This window comes from Allobaculum sp. JKK-2023 (assembly GCF_034745455.1).
In the GTDB taxonomy this organism is placed as follows: Bacteria; Bacillota_I; Bacilli_A; order Erysipelotrichales; family Erysipelotrichaceae; genus Allobaculum.
In genome coordinates this window covers 2,789,811-2,813,561 of sequence record NZ_JAYERV010000003.1, presented here as the reverse complement: position 1 = coordinate 2,813,561, position 23,751 = coordinate 2,789,811, and the positions used below count along the sequence as shown (strand labels likewise).

15 protein-coding genes, 3 rRNA genes and 1 CRISPR repeat array (1 of these 19 cut by a window edge) are annotated in these 23,751 nt (G+C 45.9%); of the genes, 8 read left to right on the top strand and 10 right to left on the bottom strand.

Translation table 11 applies throughout. From position 1 onward, the window contains the following. Positions 1 to 1,257: direct repeats of the CRISPR family, unit length 33 nt; unit sequence GTCGCATCTCGTATGAGATGTGGGGATTGAAAT (it extends 266 nt beyond the left edge of the window). Between the two features lie 130 nt (positions 1,258 to 1,387). From U4956_RS11430 to U4956_RS11420, 3 genes are all read left to right on the top strand, one after another. After that, on the top strand, positions 1,388 to 1,687 hold the full coding sequence (locus U4956_RS11430; protein ID WP_323089689.1) for a hypothetical protein: 300 nt from the start codon (positions 1,388 to 1,390) through the stop codon (positions 1,685 to 1,687). A gap of 17 nt (positions 1,688 to 1,704) precedes the next feature. Further along, positions 1,705 to 2,628 carry an IS3 family transposase gene (locus U4956_RS11425; protein ID WP_323091464.1) on the top strand — a complete coding sequence of 308 codons (924 nt, stop codon included), beginning with the start codon at positions 1,705 to 1,707 and terminating at the stop codon, positions 2,626 to 2,628. Between the two features lie 408 nt (positions 2,629 to 3,036). Continuing rightward, entirely contained in the window at positions 3,037 to 3,930 is an 894-nt protein-coding gene (locus U4956_RS11420) for an IS630 family transposase (RefSeq protein WP_323091501.1), read from the top strand. Between the two features lie 209 nt (positions 3,931 to 4,139). On the opposite strand, the gene U4956_RS11415 is transcribed toward U4956_RS11420, so the two are convergent. From U4956_RS11415 to U4956_RS11400, 4 genes are all read right to left on the bottom strand, one after another. After that, entirely contained in the window at positions 4,140 to 4,736 is a 597-nt protein-coding gene (locus tag U4956_RS11415; RefSeq protein ID WP_323090818.1) for a hypothetical protein, read from the bottom strand. Continuing rightward, positions 4,733 to 5,377: a hypothetical protein gene (locus U4956_RS11410; protein WP_323090817.1), complete on the bottom strand. Its 645-nt coding sequence runs from the start codon at positions 5,375 to 5,377 to the stop codon at positions 4,733 to 4,735. The genes U4956_RS11415 and U4956_RS11410 overlap by 4 nt, the downstream gene beginning before the upstream one ends. Positions 5,378 to 5,608: 231 nt before the next feature. Beyond that, positions 5,609 to 7,501, bottom strand: coding sequence for a heavy metal translocating P-type ATPase (locus tag U4956_RS11405; protein ID WP_323090816.1), 1,893 nt, complete (start codon positions 7,499 to 7,501; stop codon positions 5,609 to 5,611). Between the two features lie 15 nt (positions 7,502 to 7,516). Continuing rightward, entirely contained in the window at positions 7,517 to 7,732 is a 216-nt protein-coding gene (locus U4956_RS11400) for a cation transporter (RefSeq protein WP_323090815.1), read from the bottom strand. Between the two features lie 172 nt (positions 7,733 to 7,904). On the opposite strand from U4956_RS11400, the gene U4956_RS11395 reads away from it, so the two are divergent. Next, on the top strand, positions 7,905 to 8,273 hold the full coding sequence (locus U4956_RS11395) for a metalloregulator ArsR/SmtB family transcription factor (protein ID WP_323090814.1): 369 nt from the start codon (positions 7,905 to 7,907) through the stop codon (positions 8,271 to 8,273). A 369-nt stretch (positions 8,274 to 8,642) separates the two neighbouring features. Here U4956_RS11395 and U4956_RS11390 read toward each other — a convergent pair whose 3' ends face one another. Both U4956_RS11390 and U4956_RS11385 read right to left on the bottom strand, forming a co-directional pair. After that, entirely contained in the window at positions 8,643 to 9,338 is a 696-nt protein-coding gene (locus tag U4956_RS11390; RefSeq protein ID WP_323090813.1) for a hypothetical protein, read from the bottom strand. Positions 9,339 to 10,144: 806 nt separating this feature from the next. After that, a complete protein-coding gene (locus U4956_RS11385; protein ID WP_323090812.1) occupies positions 10,145 to 11,380 on the bottom strand; it encodes an MFS transporter in 1,236 nt (411 codons plus the stop codon). A 183-nt stretch (positions 11,381 to 11,563) separates the two neighbouring features. Between U4956_RS11385 and U4956_RS11380 the strand changes: the two genes are divergently transcribed. From U4956_RS11380 to U4956_RS11365, 4 genes are all read left to right on the top strand, one after another. Further along, positions 11,564 to 12,451, top strand: a complete 888-nt coding sequence (locus U4956_RS11380) for a MurR/RpiR family transcriptional regulator (protein WP_323090811.1) — start codon at positions 11,564 to 11,566, stop codon at positions 12,449 to 12,451. A gap of 378 nt (positions 12,452 to 12,829) precedes the next feature. Next, positions 12,830 to 13,339 (top strand): AAA family ATPase, encoded by a 510-nt coding sequence (locus U4956_RS11375; RefSeq protein WP_323090810.1) that lies wholly within the window; start codon positions 12,830 to 12,832, stop codon positions 13,337 to 13,339. A gap of 361 nt (positions 13,340 to 13,700) precedes the next feature. Continuing rightward, on the top strand, positions 13,701 to 15,155 hold the full coding sequence (locus tag U4956_RS11370) for a glycoside hydrolase family 1 protein (protein ID WP_323090809.1): 1,455 nt from the start codon (positions 13,701 to 13,703) through the stop codon (positions 15,153 to 15,155). A 280-nt stretch (positions 15,156 to 15,435) separates the two neighbouring features. Then, positions 15,436 to 16,869, top strand: a complete 1,434-nt coding sequence (locus U4956_RS11365; RefSeq protein ID WP_323090808.1) for a 6-phospho-beta-glucosidase — start codon at positions 15,436 to 15,438, stop codon at positions 16,867 to 16,869. Positions 16,870 to 17,296: 427 nt separating this feature from the next. On the opposite strand, the gene U4956_RS11360 is transcribed toward U4956_RS11365, so the two are convergent. The 4 genes from U4956_RS11360 to U4956_RS11345 all read right to left on the bottom strand — a co-directional run bounded on the left by U4956_RS11360 (position 17,297) and on the right by U4956_RS11345 (position 23,661). After that, entirely contained in the window at positions 17,297 to 18,184 is an 888-nt protein-coding gene (locus U4956_RS11360) for a histidinol-phosphatase (RefSeq protein WP_323090807.1), read from the bottom strand. A gap of 350 nt (positions 18,185 to 18,534) precedes the next feature. After that, positions 18,535 to 18,641, bottom strand: a 5S ribosomal RNA gene (rrf, locus tag U4956_RS11355). Between the two features lie 294 nt (positions 18,642 to 18,935). After that, positions 18,936 to 21,817, bottom strand: a 23S ribosomal RNA gene (locus tag U4956_RS11350). Between the two features lie 315 nt (positions 21,818 to 22,132). Continuing rightward, positions 22,133 to 23,661, bottom strand: a 16S ribosomal RNA gene (locus U4956_RS11345). The 16S, 23S and 5S rRNA genes sit together here, the layout of an rRNA operon. Positions 23,662 to 23,751 lie beyond the last annotated feature (90 nt).

Genomic DNA, 23,751 nt, shown 5'->3' with positions numbered 1-23,751 from the left:
AAGCTGTCGCATCTCGTATGAGATGTGGGGATTGAAATCTGCCGTCACGTTAGTCAGGGCAGGGATTTCAAGTCGCATCTCGTATGAGATGTGGGGATTGAAATTTCCCATCCGTAGATTTCGGACGCGAGCTTTTTGTCGCATCTCGTATGAGATGTGGGGATTGAAATAAGATTGTTGGCCTTAGTCAAAGCCTGGGTAGCAAGTCGCATCTCGTATGAGATGTGGGGATTGAAATATATCCGTGTTGTACTGGAGCGGCCTTCCGGTCGGTCGCATCTCGTATGAGATGTGGGGATTGAAATTTCGTACGTAAGGTCTTTTTGCTGTCCGTTAAAAAGTCGCATCTCGTATGAGATGTGGGGATTGAAATGGTCAAGAGTGTAAAAGATGCTTTAACTGCATCTGGTCGCATCTCGTATGAGATGTGGGGATTGAAATTGGATTCCTTTTATGATTTCTTGCAGACCGGTACACGTCGCATCTCGTATGAGATGTGGGGATTGAAATCACAAAGGAATGAATAATGACTGAGGACGAGAAGAAGTCGCATCTCGTATGAGATGTGGGGATTGAAATCCTGTACACTCGTACCGCGCAAGCCGTCAACACTGTGTCGCATCTCGTATGAGATGTGGGGATTGAAATCTGATCACGCCGCGGCAGTCTCTTGACCCGATCCGTCGCATCTCGTATGAGATGTGGGGATTGAAATAAGAAAGCCTGATCAGTTTTCTGGACTGCTACAGCGTCGCATCTCGTATGAGATGTGGGGATTGAAATAAGAAAGCCTGATCAGTTTTCTGGACTGCTACAGCGTCGCATCTCGTATGAGATGTGGGGATTGAAATTGGCTCACGCGCACCGATTTAGTGCAACCAGCTTTGTCGCATCTCGTATGAGATGTGGGGATTGAAATTATGGATTTGATCTGGAAGAGGGCAATACACTGAGTCGCATCTCGTATGAGATGTGGGGATTGAAATAGAGAAAGAAACTCTTGCATCGCCGATCAGCGCACCGTCGCATCTCGTATGAGATGTGGGGATTGAAATTGGTCATTCTGATGCTCTTTTAGGGACGCCAGCTGGTCGCATCTCGTATGAGATGTGGGGATTGAAATCGGATCGGAAACATTACGAACTGATCTGCCTTCCGTCGCATCTCGTATGAGATGTGGGGATTGAAATCGGATCGGAAACATTACGAACTGATCTGCCTTCCGTCGCATCTCGTATGAGATGTGGGGATTGAAATTTAGAAAAAAACCTGAAGCCATTAACGGAATCTGAAGTTAGAATAATTAGTGGACAAACCGAATAGAGTTTATTCCTAACCGGTTCTATGTCATAGAGTTACAATTCGAAACGAACAGGAGAGTATTTCTATGGCAAACAAACGGAAACAAATTACTGAAGAGCAGCGAAGAGACGCTCTTCAATATGTTAAAGACCATCCCGATCTGACGATGAAAGAATGCGCAGACAACCTTGGAATTGGGCTGAGCACTTTGAGTCGATTCAAGACACGGGCCAAACGCTCAGAGGATGGTGAACCGGAATTTATTGGATCTGGTCATTATACCAATCCAGTTGAAAAGGAAAATGCCCGTCTCCAAAGGGAACTCAAAGATGCTCTTGAGGCGCTAAAGATCTTAAAAAAAGCTATAAGCATTCTGGGAAATTAAACTCCACGCTCTATAGCCTGGTACACGAAGAAAGCGAAAAAGGAGAAGACTTCTCCGTGGCCAGAGTGCTTAAACTACTCGGCCTCTCCAGATCTGGTTATTATGCCTGCCTGAATCGAAAACCCAGTAATCAGGCGATACGTAAAGAAGATGTGAAAAAACAAATACAAAAAATATATGATCAGAGTCACCAAAATTACGGTGCCCCGAAGATTGGAGTTCTTCTACGCAGGCAAGGCTACACGATTACAGATCGAACCGTCGGTACCTATATGAAAGAGATGGGTATCCGGGCACAATGGATAAAAAAGCCACAGCGGCCTTCAATTATCCCAGGAACGGATCAAAAGCTCAGAAACATTCTGAAGCAAAAGTTCAATCCTGATCAACCAAATGCGGTCTGGTGTACTGATATTACCTATATTCACACCCGACAGGAAGGGTTTGTCTATTTAACCTGTATCATGGACCTCTTTTCAAGAAAGATTATTGCCTGGAAGTTATCCAGAACCATGGAGGCTGAAGATGTTCTGGAAGCGCTGGAAACGGCTAAAATCAGGCGAAAATCCGATCGGCCAATTGTATTGCATACAGACCAGGGTATCCATTTTACCTGCAGCCACTATCAGAATCTGACTTCCGATATGATTCGCAGCTACTCCAAAAAAGGGTACCCTTACGATAATGCCTGCATTGAATCCTTCCATTCTCTAATCAAAAGAGAGTGGCTTAACCGATTTGAGCTGGAAAATTACTGGCAGGTCTATCGCTTATGCGATCAGTATATCGAGAGTTTCTATAACCCGGTACGAATTCATAGCCACTGCAATTACCTGTCTCCAAACACCTTTGAGCAGATGAAGGCAAGTTCTAATGCACAACCACTTACAAATGAAAAACAGAAAACTGCATCCGCAGAAAAAACGGATAGTGGAGGATGATAGCCGCGTTGCCAGGATCCAGTTCTCGAAAGGCGCAGCCGCTCAAGAACGTGAGCTGTCATACGGCATCATAGATAGCTTGAAAGACTTTCACCGTCGCTTCGCTCGATGGAAGACCTGAGTGCACAGGCGGTCGTAGGCTGACAAGGGTTTAAGCGACAGCGGCCCTTTTCAGCCGTAGACCGAATGTGCGACGATGGTCATCGAGCAAGCGACGAGTGAAAGTCCCACACACCTCACCGGAGCGAGCTGCGGTCCAGCCGCAGAGGCTGGTCGCCGATAGGCGAAACGGAAAACGAACAAATAAGGCTAAAGGAAAGCCGCAGAAAAAAAGTAGTTAGGGCTTCTACTGATAAGAAACCTCTATTTTAGTTGTACTAAATCTTGACATAGGACCAAAACCGAAAGATAGATGGTGCAGCTGAAGCTAAACTAATAGCCAAAGCTTGCTCAGCACCACCTGACGGCAGAACGAGGTGGACACTAAAACTCCTTCAAGAAGAAATGAAGGTGGTTCTCGAATATCCAATCAGCCAGTCTGCAATCAGCAGGACGCTTAGAAAAAATGCGATCAGGCCCCATAAGATGAAGTATTACTGTATTCCATCTGCAGAAGATCCTGGATTTGTGGATAATCTCGAAGATGTCTTAGATGTCTATAGCAGACCTTACGATTCCCGTTTTCCTGTAGTCTGTATAGATGAGAAACCTAAAGATCTGCATGGTGAAGCCAGAGAGCCAATTCCTGCCCGCCCAAAATCTGAGAGTAAAGATGGCCGCGACCAGATTAAAGATTCAGAATACATTAGAAACGGGCACTGCTGCATATTCGTGATGATTGAACCAGCTACTGGTAGAATCATGGCCAATCCATCAAAAAGAAGAACGGCGAAAGATTTCGCAATGCAGCTTAAATATCTATCGGATATAGCTTATCCTGACGCGGAAAAGATTATATTGGTCATGGATAACCTAAATACTCATACTACCAAATCTTTATATAAAACATTTCCAGCTGCAGAAGCTCACCGACTGAAAAACCGATTTGAGATTCATAAGACGCCAGTCCATGGTAGTTGGGTCAATATTGCAGAACTTGGAATCCAAATTCTATCGACTCAGTGCCTTAACCAACGTTTCCCAACCTTCACAACGCTTGAAACTGCAGTTACCGCTTGGGTTAAGGGATGGGGAAGATGCCAGCCCGTTCAATGGAAGTTCACAACAACTGATGCTCGAACAAAGCTGGCCAGGCTTTATCCCAAAATCATCTCAGAGTCTACCGATAAGAATCCTAGTTAGAAAGATTTATTATATGACTCGTCATATAATAAATCTCATTCAACGAATAAATGCTCCTGATCATTTAATTGTAGATATGATGATCAGGAGCATTTTTACTAATGTTATTTTTTGAGTTAGTGTGGATGTGAATGCAAAGGACCACTAGTATGAGATATAGCATCTTCAAATCGAAAACAAACTCCTATAAAATGCATCGATGAAAAAAATCAGGAATTATTAAGATTGAAAACTCGTTCTATTACATCACGTGTATCCGGGCCTCGCGGCATCTCAGGAATTACTGCGGCTAAGCCAGCATAAGTATTAAGGACGGCGTATAAAAGGAACCAGATTCCAGATACATAATGAAAAAAAACAAGTGAAGTCATGCCAAAGATTGCCTGACTGATCAAGCCTAAAGCCCCAGCCATCTGGCACCCCCAGGCAGATAATGAGGTATCAAGCAAAGCAGGCAAGATCAATAAAATATAAATACCGCCAAATAGTTGAACGATACAATAAATCAATGGCTGCCAACTAACCCCATGAAATCCTAACGTGGAAATTGTTATATGTACACCCGCAAAGAGTCCGAAACATACCGCGCTGATCAAATTCAGGTTGCCGCTTGGAATCCCTTTGAAAATATTGATTAAGGCGCCTAAAAATAAAATCGTTCCCAGCAGCAGCCGCAGCACTCCCATTGCCAGCAGAGCATCAGAGCTTAAATTTACAGTGGCCGTCAGGACTGAGAATGCTCCGAACACTGCACCGATAAAGGAGTTGATCATATTCGGGCTGGCAATATGATGATGTGTATTCATTTTCTTCCCCTCCAAAGTGTTGACAAAGATCTTCCTTGTGGCAAACGGCTGCCTAATGCAAGATAGAGCACCGATAATCCGTAATAAAAACTCAATAAAGCAAACGCGAATAAAAACCATCCACCAATCGCAAGAATCACATCATTATTGCCGACGTCTCCCCATCCAACAAAAAAGAGTCCAAGGCCGACAAATAGCGTTCGCAAAAAAATATAAAATGGTTTGTTGACAAGTGGAACGGCTGATCCAATCGCAAAAACTGCTCCGATGAGGTACATCATACCAACGATGGAAGGATTGTAATGTGTTCCTGAAATGCTAGACAATACTGAAATCATCGTATTTACACCAGGAAAAAATCCTAACAATATTGTGACCAAAAGATTAGCATTGCCCCGGCTGCTCCCCCGAATGATATTGACCAGACTCGCAATTAAAGCCCCAATTGATAAGATCAGCCAGGTAAAGCCAATTGCCATCAGCGTTGCCAGATTATAGGAATGGTCAATGGAGACATACCACATCAACAGAGCGAAAATTACGAACAAAAATGAAAGAGCACCTTCTGGTGAAGCGATCATTGGGTTTGGTCCCGATGAGTCAGGCGTATTCTTCTTTATTTCATTATTCAATTCATTCATAACTTATCCTTTCAGATTGGTTTTTCATCATTTTTAACTCTTTGGGTATTATACCCAAGACTGTCCCTGACCTTGCGATTAGTATTTTGTAGCAGAGCCGGAGAATCATATCAGATGAATATAAAATCCTATATTGTTTTTATTTTATCCGGATTAAAAGAAGCCATTGTCCACGTTGAACGAAAAGCCTTTGAAAAATTGCGCTGAGCATGGTCACCAAAAAAGCCGGCGTTATTTAGCCGGCTGAGGTACATTTACTTGATATTTGGTTTCGTTTAAAGCACGAATCGAATTCAGGATACATAAGATGGCGACGCCAACGTCCGCAAAGACTGCTCCCCACATATTTACGATACCAAACGCTCCAAGAATGAGCATCAAAATCTTCACGGCGATCGCAAAGACGATATTTTCTTTTGCGATGCGTAAAGTCTTTTTCGAAATCTGGATAGCTGTAATCAAGGAATCCAGCTGGTCATCCATTAATACAATATCGGCTGCCTCGATGGCGGCATCGCTTCCAAGACCACCCATCGCAATTCCGACATCGGCACGCGTCAGTACAGGAGCGTCGTTAATTCCATCTCCAATGTAAGCCACTTTACCCTGATGGGATCCATTCAGGATTTTTTCAAGGTCTTCAACTTTCTGCTCCGGTAACAGCTGTGCATGGACTTCGGTGATTCCGGTCTTATTTGCGACAGCCTGAGCAACAGTCTCACTGTCACCTGTCAGCATCACGAATTTTTCCACACCGAATTTTTTCAGTAAATCAAAGACGGTTTTTGCTTCTTCTTTAGGTTCATCCGCAACTTCAATTACACCCGCATACATACCATCTACCGCTACGTAAACGACAGTACCAAAACCACTTCCATCAGGGAGATCCTGAGCGGGGATACCCAGGCTTGTCATTAGTTTCTGGTTTCCACAGGCAATTTTCTTACCTTCTACATCCGCAACCAAGCCTTTTCCAGCCACTTCTTCAACCTGGCCTACACCCTCTTTTGGATTGGCCAGTCCGGCTGCCCGTTCAATGCTTAAAGCGATTGGATGAGTAGAGAAAGACTCAGCTTTTGCACAAAGATTGAGGAGTTCTTTATTGCTCATGGTCAGAGATTCGACACTGGCCACTTCAAAAGTGCCTTTAGTCAAAGTTCCAGTCTTATCAAAGACCATCGTTTTTACTTCGGAGAGATCCTGTAAGTAGGTGCTTCCCTTAACCAGGATTCCACAACGGCTGGCACCACCAATGCCGCCAAAGAAAGCAAGGGGTACAGAAATAACCAAGGCACATGGGCAGGAAATAACCAAAAATTCCAGAGCGCGGTAAATCCATGTCTGCCATTGGCCAGTAATAATCGATGGGATAATCGCCAGGGCAATTGCACTGTAAACGACAATCGGAGTATAAATCTTCGCAAATTTTGTAATAAATTGTTCGGATCGGCTCTTTTTATCGGTCGCATTTTCAACCAGATCCAGAATACGGCTGACCGTAGATTCTTCATAGGGTTTGGATACGCGCACCTTAAGAACCCCGCTGTTATTGATACAGCCGGAAATCACATCACTGCCTTCTCTGACAGTACGCGGAACGCTTTCTCCGGTCAGAGCTGATGTATCAATCGAGCTGGTTCCGGAAATGACTTCACCATCCAGCGGAATACGCTCACCTGGTTTGATGACAATGATGTCTCCAGGCTGCACTTCTTCTGGATCAACTTCGTCGATTTCCCCATCCTTTTCAAGGTTCGCATATTCAGGACGAATGTCCATCAAAGCAGAAATGCTTTTTCTTGACCGCTCAAGAGCGTAAGACTGAAACCACTCTCCGATCTGGTAAAACAACATAACCGCAACAGATTCCGAATACTCTCCCAGGATGAAGGCGCCTAATGATGCTACAGTCATCAAGAAATTCTCGTCCATGAAATCTTTATTTTGAATGTTTTTGATCGTCCGTTTCAGAACATCCATGGAAATATACAGGTAAATGGCCAGATAGACCAGAGCGAGAACGACCGGATTCCAGGAAATCCAGATCGTGGAGATTGCTGTCGCAAAATAGCAGACAGCCGTAATCAAAATCCGTTTTAGATTTTTCTTTTGTTTTTTAGTCATGCTGCTTCTTAATGCCTAGAAATAGATCACGACATCATCGTCGATCTTTTTCATTTTGTCCGCAATCTCCTGGATGATGCGATCCTGTTCTTCTTTTTCAGCCTGGATAGCCAGCTTCTGAGTCATCAGGTTCACGGTTGCTTTTTCTACGCCCGCTGTTGCTGAAGCGCAGTCTTCTAATTTCTGTGCGCAGGTTGGGCAGTCAACTTCAATTTTATATGTTTTTCTCATAATAAATCTCCTTCGTCTCAGTCTCAATCCTTTTTGGATAAGACCGAGTTTTATATTGTTAGTTGAATAGTTGTTCAACTGTTTACAGTTAGATTATAGCGTAGTTTCTTAATTGCGCAACTGTTCACACATACAAATTACGATTTTTTACCAAACCATGTATACTGAACTCATGGACACAAAACAAATTGAAACAGCTGGTGTTTACGAGATTCAGAATCCTGAAGCGGTAGCCGCCGCAAAGCAAGCAATGCCCTGCTCGGAAGCAATCGAAAAACTGGCTGACTTTTATAAAATCATGGGTGATCAGACCCGCCTGAAGATTTTGACCGCTTTAGAGGCCGGCGAACTTTGCGTTTCTGACCTGGCTGAACTGGTTTCTATGTCCCGTTCAGCCATTTCCCATCAGCTGCGGGCATTAAAAGCCGCCAAGCTGGTAAAGAACCGCAAAGATGGCAAAACTGTTTATTATTCCCTGGATGATGAACATATTCATTCAATTATCAAAGTTGCATTGGCTCACATCCTGGAAGAAGGATAAATTTCCTTTCCTTTCCTATACTCTTATAGACCTGTCTTTACTCTTATAGACCTGTCTTGCAGCCATAAAGGATGCCCTTTCCTTTCTCTATGTCTCAATCTTCTATACAACACTCATGCGGTGATTGATCGCCTGCTGCACCTTTCTGTCTGTATTTCCAACGAACAGGAAGGTTTTTCTTGTTTAAACGTTTTTACAACTGATGCCTGTTTTGCTTTTTACAAATATAGTCTTTGAAGCGTAAAGATTTTTACCGTTTCCCGATTTTCTTTCTCCATCCGATTCTTTCTGCCCGCTCTTCTTCGTTTAAGCCGTAAAAAAGCCTCCGATCTTTTAATCAGAGGCAATTTATCCAGGAGGATCTATGACTTAAAATTCAGAAAAATTCAGAGGCTCATCTGGTCCAATATAAACCGGTTCAATATAAATTGGTTCAACGGGTTCGGGTTCTACATAAGTTGGTTCAATATATGCAGGTTCCGCAGGCTGCTCAATGACCTGTTCCTGTGGGACCTGTTCCGGTGATAACGCGGCCGGTAAGTCCTCGACCAGTTCCATCGGGTGATTCTGATCTGGTTCAGGAGTCGGAAGCGCTGGCTCTATCCAGGTATTTGTCTGATCTTCATCCTGTAAAAGGACGGTCACTTCTTCTGGCAGGATCGTTCCCTGGTTCAAAGGGGCGTTGGAAACTTGATCAGCAGATTGATCGAGAATAGCCGGGCTTTCCGGAGCAGCAGGCGCCTCATCTAATTTTGGTTCTGGTTGAGCAAACTCTGCGAAGCCCGTCTGCAAAGGAGCAGAAGTATCTTCAATCTGTTCCTTCGATGCAGATCCAAATTCTGAATCTTCTTTTGTTTCAGGCAGGTCATTCGCTGCCTCATTCTCTTCCCCATTATGACTCGCCTTGAGTTCTTGCTCGCTCACTTTGGTTCCCTTTGGATACACATACCCCTGAATCTCGGCTGGAACATGTTTGGAAAGGCTGACGCTCATCATAGCCGCAAACAGGCAGCCCACAGCGACTCCCGCAATCCGCCATCCCCTTCTCTTCCATATTTTTATCATTTTTATCGACCCATTCTCAGGACTGTTTCCAATTCTATGGTTTATATGATTCATCTTGTATTCCTTAATGCCATTCTGCTGGCATATTCCTTTCTCTTCATCCAAGAGTGAAAGATAAAAACGCTTAAGCTTCCAATTTATCTGCATTGCTCTATCTGAACATTTTTATCTTAATAGTCTCTTAACTATATCTTTATTCTATCCTTATGTTTCACTTCTGTCTATCTTTATTTATGCTGATTCACGATATGATTACAATTGTTTAACAATTAATTTTCTGAATTATCTTATTCAGTCATATACTTAATATATACAGATCATTTGATCACGTTCAGATTTACAAACCAATCCTTATATCAGTTAAATCGTGATAAATAAAGTGAATATTATCCTTTAACCCTGTTCAGACAGCCCAACTCATCTCTGCTTCTGTCTTCTTTCTTTTCCATCTTTTTCACTTTACACATAAAAATATGATAAATACTGCGGTCATTCTGATCCGATTTTCCGTGAGCATTTTCGGGACTTTCGACTGTTGGATTCTCTTTTTTTTCTCTTCTTTATACTTATATTCATATTTAACATATCTGATCATTCACCTGATCAGCCTAGCCAGAAATACCTTCTTGTATCCACCAGATCTCCTTCCTTTCATTCTCCTTTACCCGCTCATGCCTGCTCAAATCAAGTACAAAAAAACAGCCTTCCTGAACGCCAGAATATTCGTCCATGGAAAGCTGTCGAAATCCATTTCTCTAAAATCCTCTTCTCTATGTTCGTTGCAAGAAGCAGGTCAGAAACAATTATTACATCTGGTACGATTTGCGAATCCGGCGAATCACCAGTCGTTTTGATGCAACAACGGTCAGAATAATGATCGCTGCGCCAATCAAAGTCATCATCGAGGTAAAGAAGAACATCACATCAATCCCCATTGTATCTTGCAGGATTCCCCCCAGCACGTTGCCAAGGCAGGAACCTACGCCACAGGTTAATACAGTAATCATTGTCTGGCCCATCACCTGATCCTGACTCTCCAGATGGTCATTGACATAAACAGTAATGACAGCAGTCATCAGACCATAGCTTGCACCCTGGAGCATCAGGCCTAAAAACATCAGTGGCAAAGTTGGTGCATAAGCAATCAGAAGGTTGCGGGCAATGTAGCAGACAGCGGCGGCAGCCATTAAGTTCATCGCCGAGAAACGTTTTTGAAGCTTACCGGCCATAGCCATGAATGGCAGCTCTGTAGCAGCGGAAGCAAATACCGAAATTCCATAAACAGCTTCTGTTCCACCAAGGTTTTTAATGATGTTGATCTGATAAGTGGCCAGGCTGGTTACTGCAGTAAACAGGAATGCAAATCCAATCAGGATTCCAAAGAAGCTTTTATATTTGCCCACCATTTCGATCAGGCTGCCGCCTTTTGCCTCTTCATTGCCAGCAGCGTAAGTTTTTGGAGTAGACATCAGAATCGCAAAAAAAGCAGCTACACCAATCAGGTAAATCACAGAAAGGATCATCGGATTGAAGATTGTTGTCATCTGTGTCAGGCCGACAGCACAGATCGCATACGTAATGGATCCTAATCCTCTTGCCAGCCCAAAGTTCACTTCATGGCCAGCAGCGGTGTAGTTCATGGAAATGCTTGCGATCAATGGTACCATCGAAATATTTACGCAATAAGTAATCATGTAAACAACCATCAAAGCAATGACTGGCAGACTCACATACGCACAAAGCAGATAACCGATGACAGTCACAGCCATGCCTGCCATGACATATCCTTGCAGCGAAATTTTATTAAAACGGGAAGTCAATCCAGATAAAAAAGGGGAAAGAACAATGTTTAAAATGCAGGCCCCGCCGGTAACCGTTCCAATCTGGGTATTGGTCAGCCCTTTTGCCTGTAAAAAAATGGCGATAAATGCACAGATTGCACAGCTTGCTGCCCAGAATGAAATCTGTACCAAATTGTATTTCACCTGTAAATGATTCATATCTGCCGGTCTGGCATCGGCTTTTCGCATCCAGTTTTTCATCTTCCTCAAATCTCCTTGTTTTTTCTCAACTCTCTGATCGCTTCATTTCTTAAGCGCAAAGAAACTATACGACTCAGAATTCTGTAACGTAAGAGATGCAAAAAAGGATGGAATGACGTTTCGCCCTTTTTTTGATGAAAACCCTTACTGGCGCACTGTCGTTTCTGTTGATATGATTTTTCTATGTTAGTGACCGAAAAAATGAAGGCGGGCAAGTTTTCTGATGCCCAGCAAGCCGTAATTGATTACATCTGTAAAGAAGAGATCAATATCGCCAATATGACCATCCAGGAAATTGCCAAAGCCTGTTATACCTCCAACGCAACTCTCATTCGTCTGGCCCATAAGTTAGGCTATTCTGGCTGGGATTCGTTTAAGGAGAACCTGCTTGAAGAACAGAAATACCTCTCCAGCCACTTTCCGGATATCGACGCCAATATTCCCTTTTCCAGACAGGATTCCATCGCGTCAATTATCCATAAAGTTGCCCAGCTCAAAGCCGCAGCCATTGAAGACACAGCTGAACTTTTATCGCCTGCAAGTATACGTAAGGCAGCCGACTTCATCGACCAGGCTGGCATGGTCATCATTTTAGGCTCTCACAACACCCTTATGCTGGGGGACAGTTTTGCGCTCAAACTGGGCCGTATTGGCAAACGAGCCCGTTGTTATCCACCCGATTCCGAGCTGCGCTACAATCACGAACTGGAATCCCCTGATGTTGTCGTTGTAGCCATTTCTTATTCTGGCGAAACGGTGGACACCCTACGCAATGTCAATACCGCCTACCTTGCTTCGACTCCAATCATCGCCATTACCTCGATTGGTGACAGCACCCTGTCCACTCTGGCTAATGTCGTCTTGCCCATCTGCACCCGTGAAAAAATGTATTCAAAAATCAGCTGGTACACCACTGAAAGTGCCATTGATTACGTTCTTGACGCCCTGTACTCGGTCCTGTTCTGGAAACACTACGACCAGAATCTGGATCTGCGCATCCAGACCGCCCGGAACATTGAATCTCACCGGCAGGCTGCCAGCAGCGTGATCGCGGAAGAAGAAACCAAATAGTCTTATTCCGCATTTTTGCCCCGTTTTTCCGGAATCAAAAAAGGACATCTCCGAAGAGATGCCCGTTCTTTCAAAGCCATACAACTATGCAAGGGAATCAAATCACTAAACGCTTGCCACATTAAAAAAAACAGTTTCTGATCGGTTCCGGATGGAAGCTTAAAGAAAACCACCAGGACAAGAACCAGAATCATTACCCGGCCGTAAGTAATCCTGACCATCAAAAAAGGAAAATCAAAAACTACCGTCAGGCAAAACCTGAAACACAACAACATCCATCAAAATTGCAGGCTGGAGCAATAAAAATTCTACGGATAAATGCTCTATACGGGTATGAATGATGATAATTCCAGGGATTAAAACTCTACGGAGGTATGAATGATGAAAACTCTATATCTAATCGGCGGCCCGATGGGCGTCGGAAAAACAACCGTCTGCCAGCAGATCAAACGCGGTTTACCCAACAGCGTATTTCTGGACGGCGACTGGTGCTGGGATGCGGATCCCTTCCAGGTCACTGAAGAAACCAAAGACATGGTGATGGATAATATCTGCCATGTGTTAAACAACTTTCTAAACTGTTCCGCCTATGAAAACATTATTTTCTGCTGGGTGATGCACGAACAAAAGATTATCGACTCCATCCTTGAAAAGCTGGACCTAAAGACAAATGCCTGCATCGTGCACTGTATCTCGCTTGTCGCAAATGAAAAGAATCTGCGGCAGCGATTATCCAGAGATATTGAAAGCGGAATTCGCACTGCAGATGTCATGGAACGAAGCATCGCAAGAATCCCGCTCTACCAAAACCTCAACACCTTCCAGATAGATACCACTCAAAAAACTGTGACGATGATTGTCAATGAAATCAAAAATCTGCGTCCTTAGCCGCTCTCCAGGATTGCAGACGCTTTCCGTCTCTCACACCTGAAGCCATTTCATTCCTTTCCATCCAAAGTCACTCCTTCCCTTTTTAAAATCATGAGCTTTTGCTCGAACTGAGCACATCTAACGGCTGTGAGGTATCCAAACCACGCCATAGGATGTGCTCATTTTTCATTATGAACATCTCAAAAACTTCCTCATTTCGCTTTTTCCCTTTTCCATCGAAATTTCATTTCGACTTACCTGCCCATTTTTTTAAAAACAACGAAAACGTTTTCCAAACTTCATTTTGGGTCTAGTCAGTCAAAACGGAGTTTTTCTATAATAGGGTCAATGATAAGTAACCAAAGAAAGGAAGCCGTTTATGTATCATCCACAAAATCAACCTTTCCCCAAAGATTTCTTATGGGGTGCATCAACTTCTGCCTATCAGGTAGAAGGAGCCAGTCTGGAAGATGGTAAAGGCCCAAGCTGCCAGGACGTCAAACAAGTTCCCGCTGGCACTTCTGACCTGAAAGTCTGCGCTGACCAGTATCATCGCTACAAAGAAGACATTAAACTCATGGCAGAAATGGGCTTCAAAACTTACCGTTTCTCCATTGCCTGGAGCCGTATTCTTCCTAACGGAACTGGCGAAATCAACCAGAAAGGCATTGACTACTACAACAACGTCATCAACGAATGCCTGAAATACGGTATCGAACCACTCGTCACCATGTTCCACTTCGATATGCCAGCCGCTCTTGATGAACGCGGCAGCTGGGGCAACCCGGAATCCGTAAAATGGTTTGTTGACTTTGCAGCCATTCTGTTTGAAAACTTCGGTGATCGCGTTAAATACTGGTTAACCATCAACGAACAGAACGTGCTGACTTTGTCGGGACCTGTCATTGGAACTCTCCACTTACCAGAAGGCTGCACCAACGTCTTAAAGGAAATCTATCAGCAAAACCATCACATGCTCGTTGCCCAGGCCAAAGCCATGTGCTTATGCCACGAGATGCTTCCTGGTGCAAAAATTGGTCCCGCTCCAAACATCTCCCTGGTCTATCCTGCTTCCTGCAAACCAGAAGATATTCTGGCTGCCCAGAACTTTAACGCCATCCGTAACTGGCTCTATCTCGATATGGCTGTTTACGGAATCTACAATGCCATCGTCTGGAGCTATCTCAAAGACCATGATGCAACCCCAACCTTCGCACCTGGTGATGAAGAAGCCATGAAAAATGCACATCCAGACTTCATTGGCTTTAACTACTACAACACCGCAACTGTCGAAGCTGCTGATTTCGATGCCCTGACTGAAACGGCCGATGCCACATTAGGCGACCAGCAGTCCGGGCGCGCGATTCCTGGTGTTTTCCGTCAGATCCACAACCCGAACCTGCCAAAAACACAGTTCGGCTGGGAAATTGACCCCGTTGGCTTCCGCGCGACCACCCGCGAAATGTATTCCCGCTACCACCTGCCGTTATTAGTGACCGAAAACGGATTGGGTGCATACGATACCCTCACTGAAGATGGCCGTATTCATGATGAATACCGCATCAAGTACTATCAGGATCACATTGCCCAGATCCAGAAGAGTATCACCGATGGTACTGAGTTCTTAGGCTATTGCCCATGGAGTGCTGTCGATTTGATCTCCACTCACGAAGGTATGGTGAAGCGCTATGGCTTCATCTATGTTGACCGCGACGAATTCGACCTGAAAACTCTCGATCGCTTTAAAAAGGATTCCTTCTACTGGTACAAACGCGTCATCGCAAGCAATGGTGAAGATCTCTCTGATCTGAAAGCAGAAGAAATCTACGACTAATTTGTAAATCCTTCAGTGATCGACAGACCGATTCGATCTCTGAGCTGTCTGGGCACGATTCCCTCAATCATTGACTTGCCAAGGCAGCATCCAGAACAGCATCGATCTGTTGGATCATTGATCCACTGAATCATCCTTCAGCCAAACTGCTGGTCTGCTGATTAACCGGACAACCGGTCCTGCGACCGGTTCTTGCAAGCTTTACCTCCCTGTATTTTTGTTCTGTGCTTTATCTATATTCATCTACAATCCATGAGAAGAGATTAAGAGGAGAAAAATTATGAGTTTACCTGAAAATTTCTTATGGGGCGGCGCTCTGGCAGCCCATCAGTTTGAAGGCGGCGTGCTCGACACTTCCAAAGGTTATTCCGTAGCTGACGTTATGACCGCTGGCGCCCATGGTGTACCACGTGAAATCACCGAAACCATCGAACCGGATAAGTACTATCCAAACCACATCGGTATCGACTTCTACCACCGCTACAAAGAAGACGTAAAACTGATGGCTGAACTCGGCTTCAAATGCTTCCGTACTTCCATTGCCTGGAGCCGTATTTTCCCAAATGGCGATGAAACCGAACCAAACGAAGAAGGCTTACAGTTCTATGATGACCTGTTTGATGAACTGCATAAATACGGCATCGAACCCGTTATCACTCTGTCCCACTTTGAAATGCCTGTTCACCTTGCCCGTGAATACGACGGCTTTATGAACCGCAAAACCATCGACTTCTTCTTAAACTTTGCCAAAGCCTGCTTCGAACGCTACAAAGACAAAGTTAAATACTGGATGACCTTCAACGAGATCAACAACCAGATGAACTACACCAACGACATCTTTGGCTGGACCAACTCCGGTGCCATGTTCTCGAAGTATCCAAATCCTGAAGAAGCGATGTACCAGTGCGGTCATTACGAACTCGTTGCCAGCGCCAAAGCGGTAAAACTCGGCCACGAAATCAACCCTGATTTTTTAATTGGCAACATGATCGCCATGGTTCCAATCTATCCGCTCTCCTGCCGTCCTGCAGACATGAACTTATCCGTTCAGCGCATGCACGACCGCTGGTTCTTCTGCGATGTCCAATGCCGCGGCCACTATCCATCCTATGCAATCAAGAACTTTGAACGGAAAGGCTTCAATCTCGACATCACCGAGGAAGATCTCGAAGCCCTCAAAGAAGGAACCGTTGACTACATCGGCTTCTCCTACTACATGACCAACGTCGTAGACTCCCAGGCCAACGTCCAGAGCGATGGCATGGATGGCGGTGGAGCCAACACCGTTCCAAACCCCTACCTCAAACAGTCTGACTGGGGCTGGACCATTGACCCGGAAGGTCTGCGCTATGCACTCAACACCTTCTATGAACGCTACGAAAAGCCGCTGTTTATCGTTGAAAATGGCTTTGGGGCTATCGACGTTCTCGAAGAAGATAAGACCTGCCATGACCCTTACCGCATCAACTACCTCAAATCCCACATTGAACAGATGAAACTTGCGGTAGAAGAAGACGGTGTTGATTTAATGGGCTATACGCCATGGGGCTGGATCGACTGTGTATCCTTCGGTACTGGCGAAATGAAAAAACGTTACGGCTTCGTTTATGTCGACCGCAACAACGACGGTTCCGGAAGTCTCGACCGCTATAAAAAGGACTCCTTCGACTGGTTCAAGGGTGTTATTGCTTCGAACGGTGAAGAACTCGACTAATCCATACAGTTTGATGAATCGATGCGTTCAAAATGGATGAATCTCTGGCAGATGACTTCAACTCCAGAATTCATCAGATCCAGAATTCATCAGATCCAGATCCAGAACTCCATAAGAACAGAAATGACCAAAGGCGCCAGACAACCATCTGTCTGACGCCTTTTTCAATGCTCGATTTTCGTTGAGCCGCAATTTTGGACTGAACTGGGGTGATCGATTCATTTCCCAGCCGTCTGGAAACTGAATTTCCGTTTTGTTTTCTCCAATTTTCTTTCCATATAATATGGAGGGTAATATGGAGGGAACAGGCAGAATATGGCTGCATACACCCGTCGTATTCCGTCCTCTAAAGGCTGGGGAAATGAGGGCCTGTCTGCCTTTTTGAAAAAAGACAAATCGAATTTTTCCCATCAAAAAGCACAAGCTATTATTTCAGAACCGCTCTTCTTATCTGGGATTGCCGGGCTGTTTTGACCGCCATTTTCTTGGATGCCTGATAGTGTTCTATCGGCTCTTCGACAAAACCATCTGGTGTTAAGCGCATCAGATGGGTAAAGCCAGCTTTGCGGGCCCGTTCAATCGAGAGTTCCATCTGGCAATCCAGAAAGTTTCGATCATGACAATCGGTGTTGACGACCAGCTTAGCCCCATGACTTGCCATATAGTCAAGCAGGGCATCCGATGGATAGGCAGTCTGGCGGTTACCTCTTGCAACAGCACCAGTATTCATCTCAAAGATCAATCCCTGATCAATTCCCTTTTGAATGGCATGGCAGGCGGCCTTTAAATACCAGGGTTCTTCAAAGCCAAAGTATTCTTCATTTTCGTTGAACTTCGAGATCAGATCAATGTGGCCGACAATATCAAAGTTCTGAAAATCCATCATATCTTCGACCGTCTGATAATAAGCTTTCACCATTGTTTCAATGCTGCCGCCATACATCTCATCACGGATTGCTTCAAAGAGCTGCGGATTATCATCCAATGGTTCTACCCGTCCGTCCCTGCAAAGATAATGGACACTGCCAATCTTATAATCCAGCTCATCATCTTCAAAAGGGGCCATCGAATCCTGTTCGATCCCCATATAGATTTCAATCTGGTCTTTGTATTTTTCTTTGGCCTGGCGGATGGCCTCTTTGTAGGCTTTCTGGTTTTCTGAGCTCATGGAAGTAGGCGCCAAGGGCTTATTCGTTCCGTGTCCGGAAAAGCCAAGCGTTGTAAATCCTTTATCCAGAGCTGTCTGGATCATTTCTTCGACGGTATCTTTACCGTGGTCATACGCGGTATGCGTATGAAGATTCTGTTTCAGCATGTTTTCCTGCTTCCTTTCGCTTATATTTTGTAGACATCTGTTGTCATTACGTGAACACATGATAGGCCCATTTTTTCAGAACACCAAGGAAAATCATTCTAAAAATGTAAATTAGTCGATTTATTTTCTGTAAACGTTTCCCATTTCTTTCAGATAAATCATTTCAATCTCTTCACTCTGCCTCCATTAAGCAGGAATCCCCTGCCATTACCCGAAAAGCAACCAGTGCCGAATCCAGCTTCCTTCTTTGATCAAGTAAAAAACGTTATCCAGAAATTAGAATCAACTAACTAAAGCAATAAAAAACAGCCCCGAAAGATTGATTTCTCAATCCTTCAGGGCTTGCTTTCGTCTGGCGACTTCCTATTTTTGCTTTTACACTATCGTCGGCGTTCAATGGCTTAACGGCCGTGTTCGAGATGGGAACGGGTGTGACCCATTGGCTATCGTCACCATACCATTTCATTGAATCAGCGCATCTTTGGATGATCATTCAATGACAGATTCGATTTCAGTATTCTTGCGAATACCGCGGGTTGATTTCATTTCACATGAATCTTTCAAAAACAAACACCAGCTTCAACATAACTTTGGTTACAGTTATGATCTGATCATTTCTGATCGTTTACTTCTTATTACCGCCTGTCTGTGATTTTGAATGATTCTGGAATCATTGTCTTTAACTTGCCTCTTTGACTCTGTTTCCATCTTCTTCATTCTTCATCACTCCAACAGGCGCTCTCGTTTATCTTAGATTAAGCTTTCGACCGATTAGTACTGGCCAACTTCATTACTCACGTAACTTCCATACCCAGCCTATTTCCTTGTAGTCTTCAAGGGGTCTTATCTACCGCAGATCTTATCTTGGGGCTGGCTTCGCACTTAGATGCTTTCAGCGCTTATCCATTCCCTGCTTGGCTGCCCGGCTGTGCCACTGGCGTGACAACCGATGCACCATTGGCAGGTCCATCCCGGTCCTCTCGTACTGAGGACAGCTCCCCTCAGATCTCCTGCGCCCACAACAGATAGGGACCGAACTGTCTCACGACGTTCTGAACCCAGCTCGCGTACCGCTTTAATGGGCGGACAGCCCAACCCTTGGAACCGAATCCAGCTCCAGGATGCGATGAGCCGACATCGAGGTGCCAAACCCCGCCGTCGATGTGAACTCTTGGGCGGGATCAGCCTGTTATCCCCAGGGTAGCTTTTATCCGTTGAGCGACGGCCCTTCCATTCGGTACCGCCGGATCACTAATCCCGACTTTCGTCCCTGCTCCACTTGTTGGTGTCGCAGTCAGGCGCGCTTTTGCATTTACACTCTCTGTCTGGTTTCCATCCAGACTGAACGCACCTTTGGGCGCCTCCGTTACTCTTTAGGAGGCGACCGCCCCAGTCAAACTGCCCGCCTGGCACTGTCTGTAAGATTCTCTCTTCACGTTAGGGCTTCAAATCATCAGGGGCGGTATCCCAACGGCGGCTCCAAAGAAACTGGCGTTCCTTCTTCTTAGCCTCCCGCCTATCCTGTACATGATCATCCAAAACCCAATACCAGGCTGCAGTAAAGCTCCATGGGGTCTTTCCGTCTAGTTGCGGGTAACCTGCATTTTCACAGGTACTAAGATTTCACCGAGTCTGCTGCCGAGACAGCGCCCAAATCGTTTCACCTTTCGTGCGGGTCAGAACTTACCTGACAAGGAATTTCGCTACCTTAGGACCGTTATAGTTACGGCCGCCGTTCACTGGGGCTTCGGACCACTGCTTCTCCTTGCGGATAACAGATCCCCTTAACCTTCCAGCACCGGGCAGGTGTCACCCCATATACTTCGCCTTGCGGCTTTGCATAGAGCTGTGTTTTAGTTAAACAGTCGCTTGGGCCTTTTCACTGCGGCTCTCTCGAGCGCCCCTTCTTGCGAACGTACGGGGCAATTTTGCCGAGTTCCTTGGCAACAGTTCTCTCGCTCACCTTCGCTTGCTCAGCGCGCCCACCTGTGTCGGTTTTGGTACGGGCCGCAATAAAGTTTAAGCTAGAAGCTTTTCTTGAAAGCCGCTCCATGTGCTTGGCTACTTTCTTTCGATTTCGCTTACCCTTCACGCTCTGTACGCATTGATCCGGATTTGCCTGGATCCGTACTGCCGCGCTTGGCCCTCAATCCATTAAGAGGGTCACACTTCCCGTCTTTGTCACTCCATCGCCTTTATTGCGGGTGCAGGAATCTTCGCCTGCTTTCCATCTGCTTCGCCTGTCGGCTTATCATTAGGTCCCGACTGACCCAGGGCGGACGAACCTTCCCCTGGAATCCTTGGGCTTTCGGTGTGCAGGATTCTCACCTGCATCTCGCTACTCACACCGGCATTCTCACTTCCATGTCCTCCACAGACTCTCACGATTCTGCTTCCATGAACATGCAACGCTCCCCTACCATAAAAATCTTTCAATCCTTATCCGCGGCTTCGGCAGATGACTTAGCCCCGGTACATTTTCGGCGCAGGGCCACTCGACTAGTGAGCTGTTACGCACTCTTTAAAGGGTGGCTGCTTCTGAGCCAACCTCCTAGTTGTCCGTGCGTCCCCACATCCTTTTCCACTGAGTCATCATTTTGGGGCCTTAGCCGGCGGTCTGGGCTGTTTCCCTCTTGAGCATGGACCTTATCACCCACACTCTGACTGCCAACTACTATCCTTGCGGCATTCGAAGTTTGATTCCATTCAGTACCCCGGGATGGGGCCATCATGAATTCAGTGCTCTACCTCCGCAGGCTTACATTAACGCTAGCCCTAAAGCTATTTCGGGGAGAACCAGCTATCTCCGGGTTCGATTGGAATTTCTCCGCCAGCCACAGGTCATCCGCCAACTTTTCAACGGTGGTCGGTTCGGTCCTCCACAAAGTTTCACCTCTGCTTCAACCTGCCCATGGCTAGATCACCCGGTTTCGGGTCTGCTCCTGGCTACTTATATACGCCCTGTTAAGACTCGCTTTCGCTTCGGCTTCGCATTTTCCTGCTTAACCTTGCATCCAAAAGCAGCTCGCCGGTTCATTCTACAAAAGGCACGCCATCACCCTTTGACGGGCTCTGACTTCTTGCAGGCATACGGTTTCAGGTTCTCTTTCACTCCGCTTGCGCGGTTCTTTTCACCTTTCCCTCACGGTACTTCTTCACTGTCGCTCACTCTTACTTATTCAGCCTTGGCGGATGGTCCCGCCTGCTTCCGACAGGATTTCACGTGTCCCGTCGTACTCAGGATTCCGCTGACTACTCCGCTTGCTTTCCAGTACAGGGATTTCACCTTCTGTGTCCGTGCTTTCCATCACGTTCCTGTTCACTCGCGTTTTGTGTATTGCGGTCCTACAACCCCATATCGCTATGGTTTGGGCTAATTCCCTTTCGCTCGCCGCTACTCGGGAAATCACTGTTGTTTTCTTTTCCTCCGGCTACTTAGATGTTTCAGTTCACCGGGTTGCTCTTCATATCTTGGATATGAATGACTGGATATGACTCCAGCCGGGTTCCCCCATTCGGATATCCGCGGATCGTCGCTTTCCTGACAGCTCCCCACGGCTTTTCGCAGTCTGATGCGTCCTTCTTCATTCAAGAGTGGCAAGGCATCCTCCGTACGCCCTTCCTTGCTTGATCTAGTTTCAAATATGCTTGTTTTTAACTATGCTTTTTCGAGATTTTTCTAATAAGAACTGTTAACTGTTTTCTGACTTGGTAAATCTTTCATTACTTTCGTAACGTTGTTACTTACAACTTACGTCAGACCTTCTGTTATGTCTTATACTGATGTTCGTTTTTCAAAGATCCATGTTTTGAACTGACTGGAACTGTTCTCCATTTCTGAAGACCAGTGCCGCTATTGCAGCTAATCAGTCTGGAAGATCGCTCTTCCAAAACTCTGTTACAGACTCCAACTTAGTTACTTAATGCTTCCTTGTACTTTCTCCTTAGAAAGGAGGTGATCCATCCCCACGTTCCCGTAGGGATACCTTGTTACGACTTAACCCCAGTCATCGGCCCCGCCTTCGACGACTCACTCCTTTTCAGGTTATGCCATCGGCTTCGGGCGTTGCCGGCTTCCATGGTTTGACGGGCGGTGTGTACAAGGCCCGGGAACGTATTCACCGCGGCATGCTGATCCGCGATTACTAGCGATTCCAACTTCATGAAGTCGGGTTGCAGACTTCAATCCGAACTGGGACGCCTTTTCTCGGGTTCGCTCCACTTCACAGCTTCGCTTCCGTCTGTAGGCGCCATTGTAGTACGTGTGTAGCCCAGGCCATAAGGGGCATGATGATTTGACGTCATCCCCGCCTTCCTCCGGTTTGTCACCGGCAGTCTGATCTGAGTCCTCATCTTACTGGTAGTAACAGATCACGAGGGTTGCGCTCGTTGCCAGACTTAACTGAACATCTCACGACACGAGCTGACGACAACCATGCACCACCTGTGTGGATGATATCCTCCAACTTATCTCTAAGTCTTCGCATCCCATGTCAAGGCCTGGTAAGGTTCTTCGCGTTGCTTCGAATTAAACCACATACTCCACCGCTTGTGCGGGCCCCCGTCAATTCCTTTGAGTTTCACACTTGCGTGCATACTCCCCAGGCGGAGGAGTCATTGCGTTAGCTTCGGCACCGGGGCATTACCCCCGACACCTGCTCCTCATCGTTTAGGGCGTGGACTACTAGGGTATCTAATCCTATTTGCTCCCCACGCTTTCGTGCCTGAGCGTCAGTAACAGTCCAGGCGGCCGCCTTCGCCACTGGTGTTCTTCCATATATCTACGCATTTTACCGCTACACATGGAGTTCCACCGCCCTCTCCTGTCCTCGAGCGTGGCAGTTTCCAAAGCCTGTACAGGTTGAGCCCGTACCTTTCACTTCAGACTTGCCACGCCGCCTGCGCACCCTTTACGCCCAATCATTCCGGATAACGCTTGCCACCTACGTATTACCGCGGCTGCTGGCACGTAGTTAGCCGTGACTTTCTGGCAGGTTACTATCAAAAGAAAAGCATTTCCTCTTCCCTTCTTTTCTGACCTGCAACAGAGCTTTACGATCCGAAGACCTTCCTCACTCACGCGGCATTGCTCGTTCAGGCTTGCGCCCATTGACGAAAATTCCCTACTGCTGCCTCCCGCAGGAGTCTGGGCCGTGTCTCAGTCCCAGTGTGGCCGATCGCCCTCTCAGGCCGGCTATGCATCATCGTCTTGGTAGGCTTTTACCCTGCCAACTAACTAATGCACCGCAGATCCATTCATCTCCCAGGCTTTAGGGCCTGTTTCAAAAACAGAAGATGCCTTCTGTTTTCCTATGGGGTTTTAGACTTCGTTTCCAAAGCGTATCCCCCGGATATGGGCAGGTTATCTACGTGTTACTCACCCGTTCGCCACTGAACACAAAAGTGTTCCGTTCGACTTGCATGTATTAGGCATGCCGCCAGCGTTCATCCTGAGCCAGGATCAAACTCTCCATTTGATATTGACTCAACGCTATTGCGTTTATATTTCGTGAATTGATTATTGAAGTATTAAGTGTTGTTTCAAGAATCGACGTGTTAATTTCGAA

Excerpts from the sequence above, each read along its gene's own strand:
- U4956_RS11370 (WP_323090809.1), top strand. The coding sequence starts at position 13,701 with ATGTATCATCCACAAAATCAACCTTTCCCCAAAGATTTCTTATGGGGT.
- U4956_RS11405 (WP_323090816.1), bottom strand. The coding sequence starts at position 7,501 with ATGACTAAAAAACAAAAGAAAAATCTAAAACGGATTTTGATTACGGCT.
- U4956_RS11385 (WP_323090812.1), bottom strand. The coding sequence starts at position 11,380 with ATGAAAAACTGGATGCGAAAAGCCGATGCCAGACCGGCAGATATGAAT.
- U4956_RS11380 (WP_323090811.1), top strand. The coding sequence starts at position 11,564 with ATGTTAGTGACCGAAAAAATGAAGGCGGGCAAGTTTTCTGATGCCCAG.
- U4956_RS11375 (WP_323090810.1), top strand. The coding sequence starts at position 12,830 with ATGATGAAAACTCTATATCTAATCGGCGGCCCGATGGGCGTCGGAAAA.
- U4956_RS11360 (WP_323090807.1), bottom strand. The coding sequence starts at position 18,184 with ATGCTGAAACAGAATCTTCATACGCATACCGCGTATGACCACGGTAAA.
- U4956_RS11390 (WP_323090813.1), bottom strand. The coding sequence starts at position 9,338 with ATGATAAAAATATGGAAGAGAAGGGGATGGCGGATTGCGGGAGTCGCT.
- U4956_RS11430 (WP_323089689.1), top strand. The coding sequence starts at position 1,388 with ATGGCAAACAAACGGAAACAAATTACTGAAGAGCAGCGAAGAGACGCT.
- U4956_RS11395 (WP_323090814.1), top strand. The coding sequence starts at position 7,905 with ATGGACACAAAACAAATTGAAACAGCTGGTGTTTACGAGATTCAGAAT.
- U4956_RS11365 (WP_323090808.1), top strand. The coding sequence starts at position 15,436 with ATGAGTTTACCTGAAAATTTCTTATGGGGCGGCGCTCTGGCAGCCCAT.
- U4956_RS11400 (WP_323090815.1), bottom strand. The coding sequence starts at position 7,732 with ATGAGAAAAACATATAAAATTGAAGTTGACTGCCCAACCTGCGCACAG.
- U4956_RS11410 (WP_323090817.1), bottom strand. The coding sequence starts at position 5,377 with ATGAATGAATTGAATAATGAAATAAAGAAGAATACGCCTGACTCATCG.
- U4956_RS11415 (WP_323090818.1), bottom strand. The coding sequence starts at position 4,736 with ATGAATACACATCATCATATTGCCAGCCCGAATATGATCAACTCCTTT.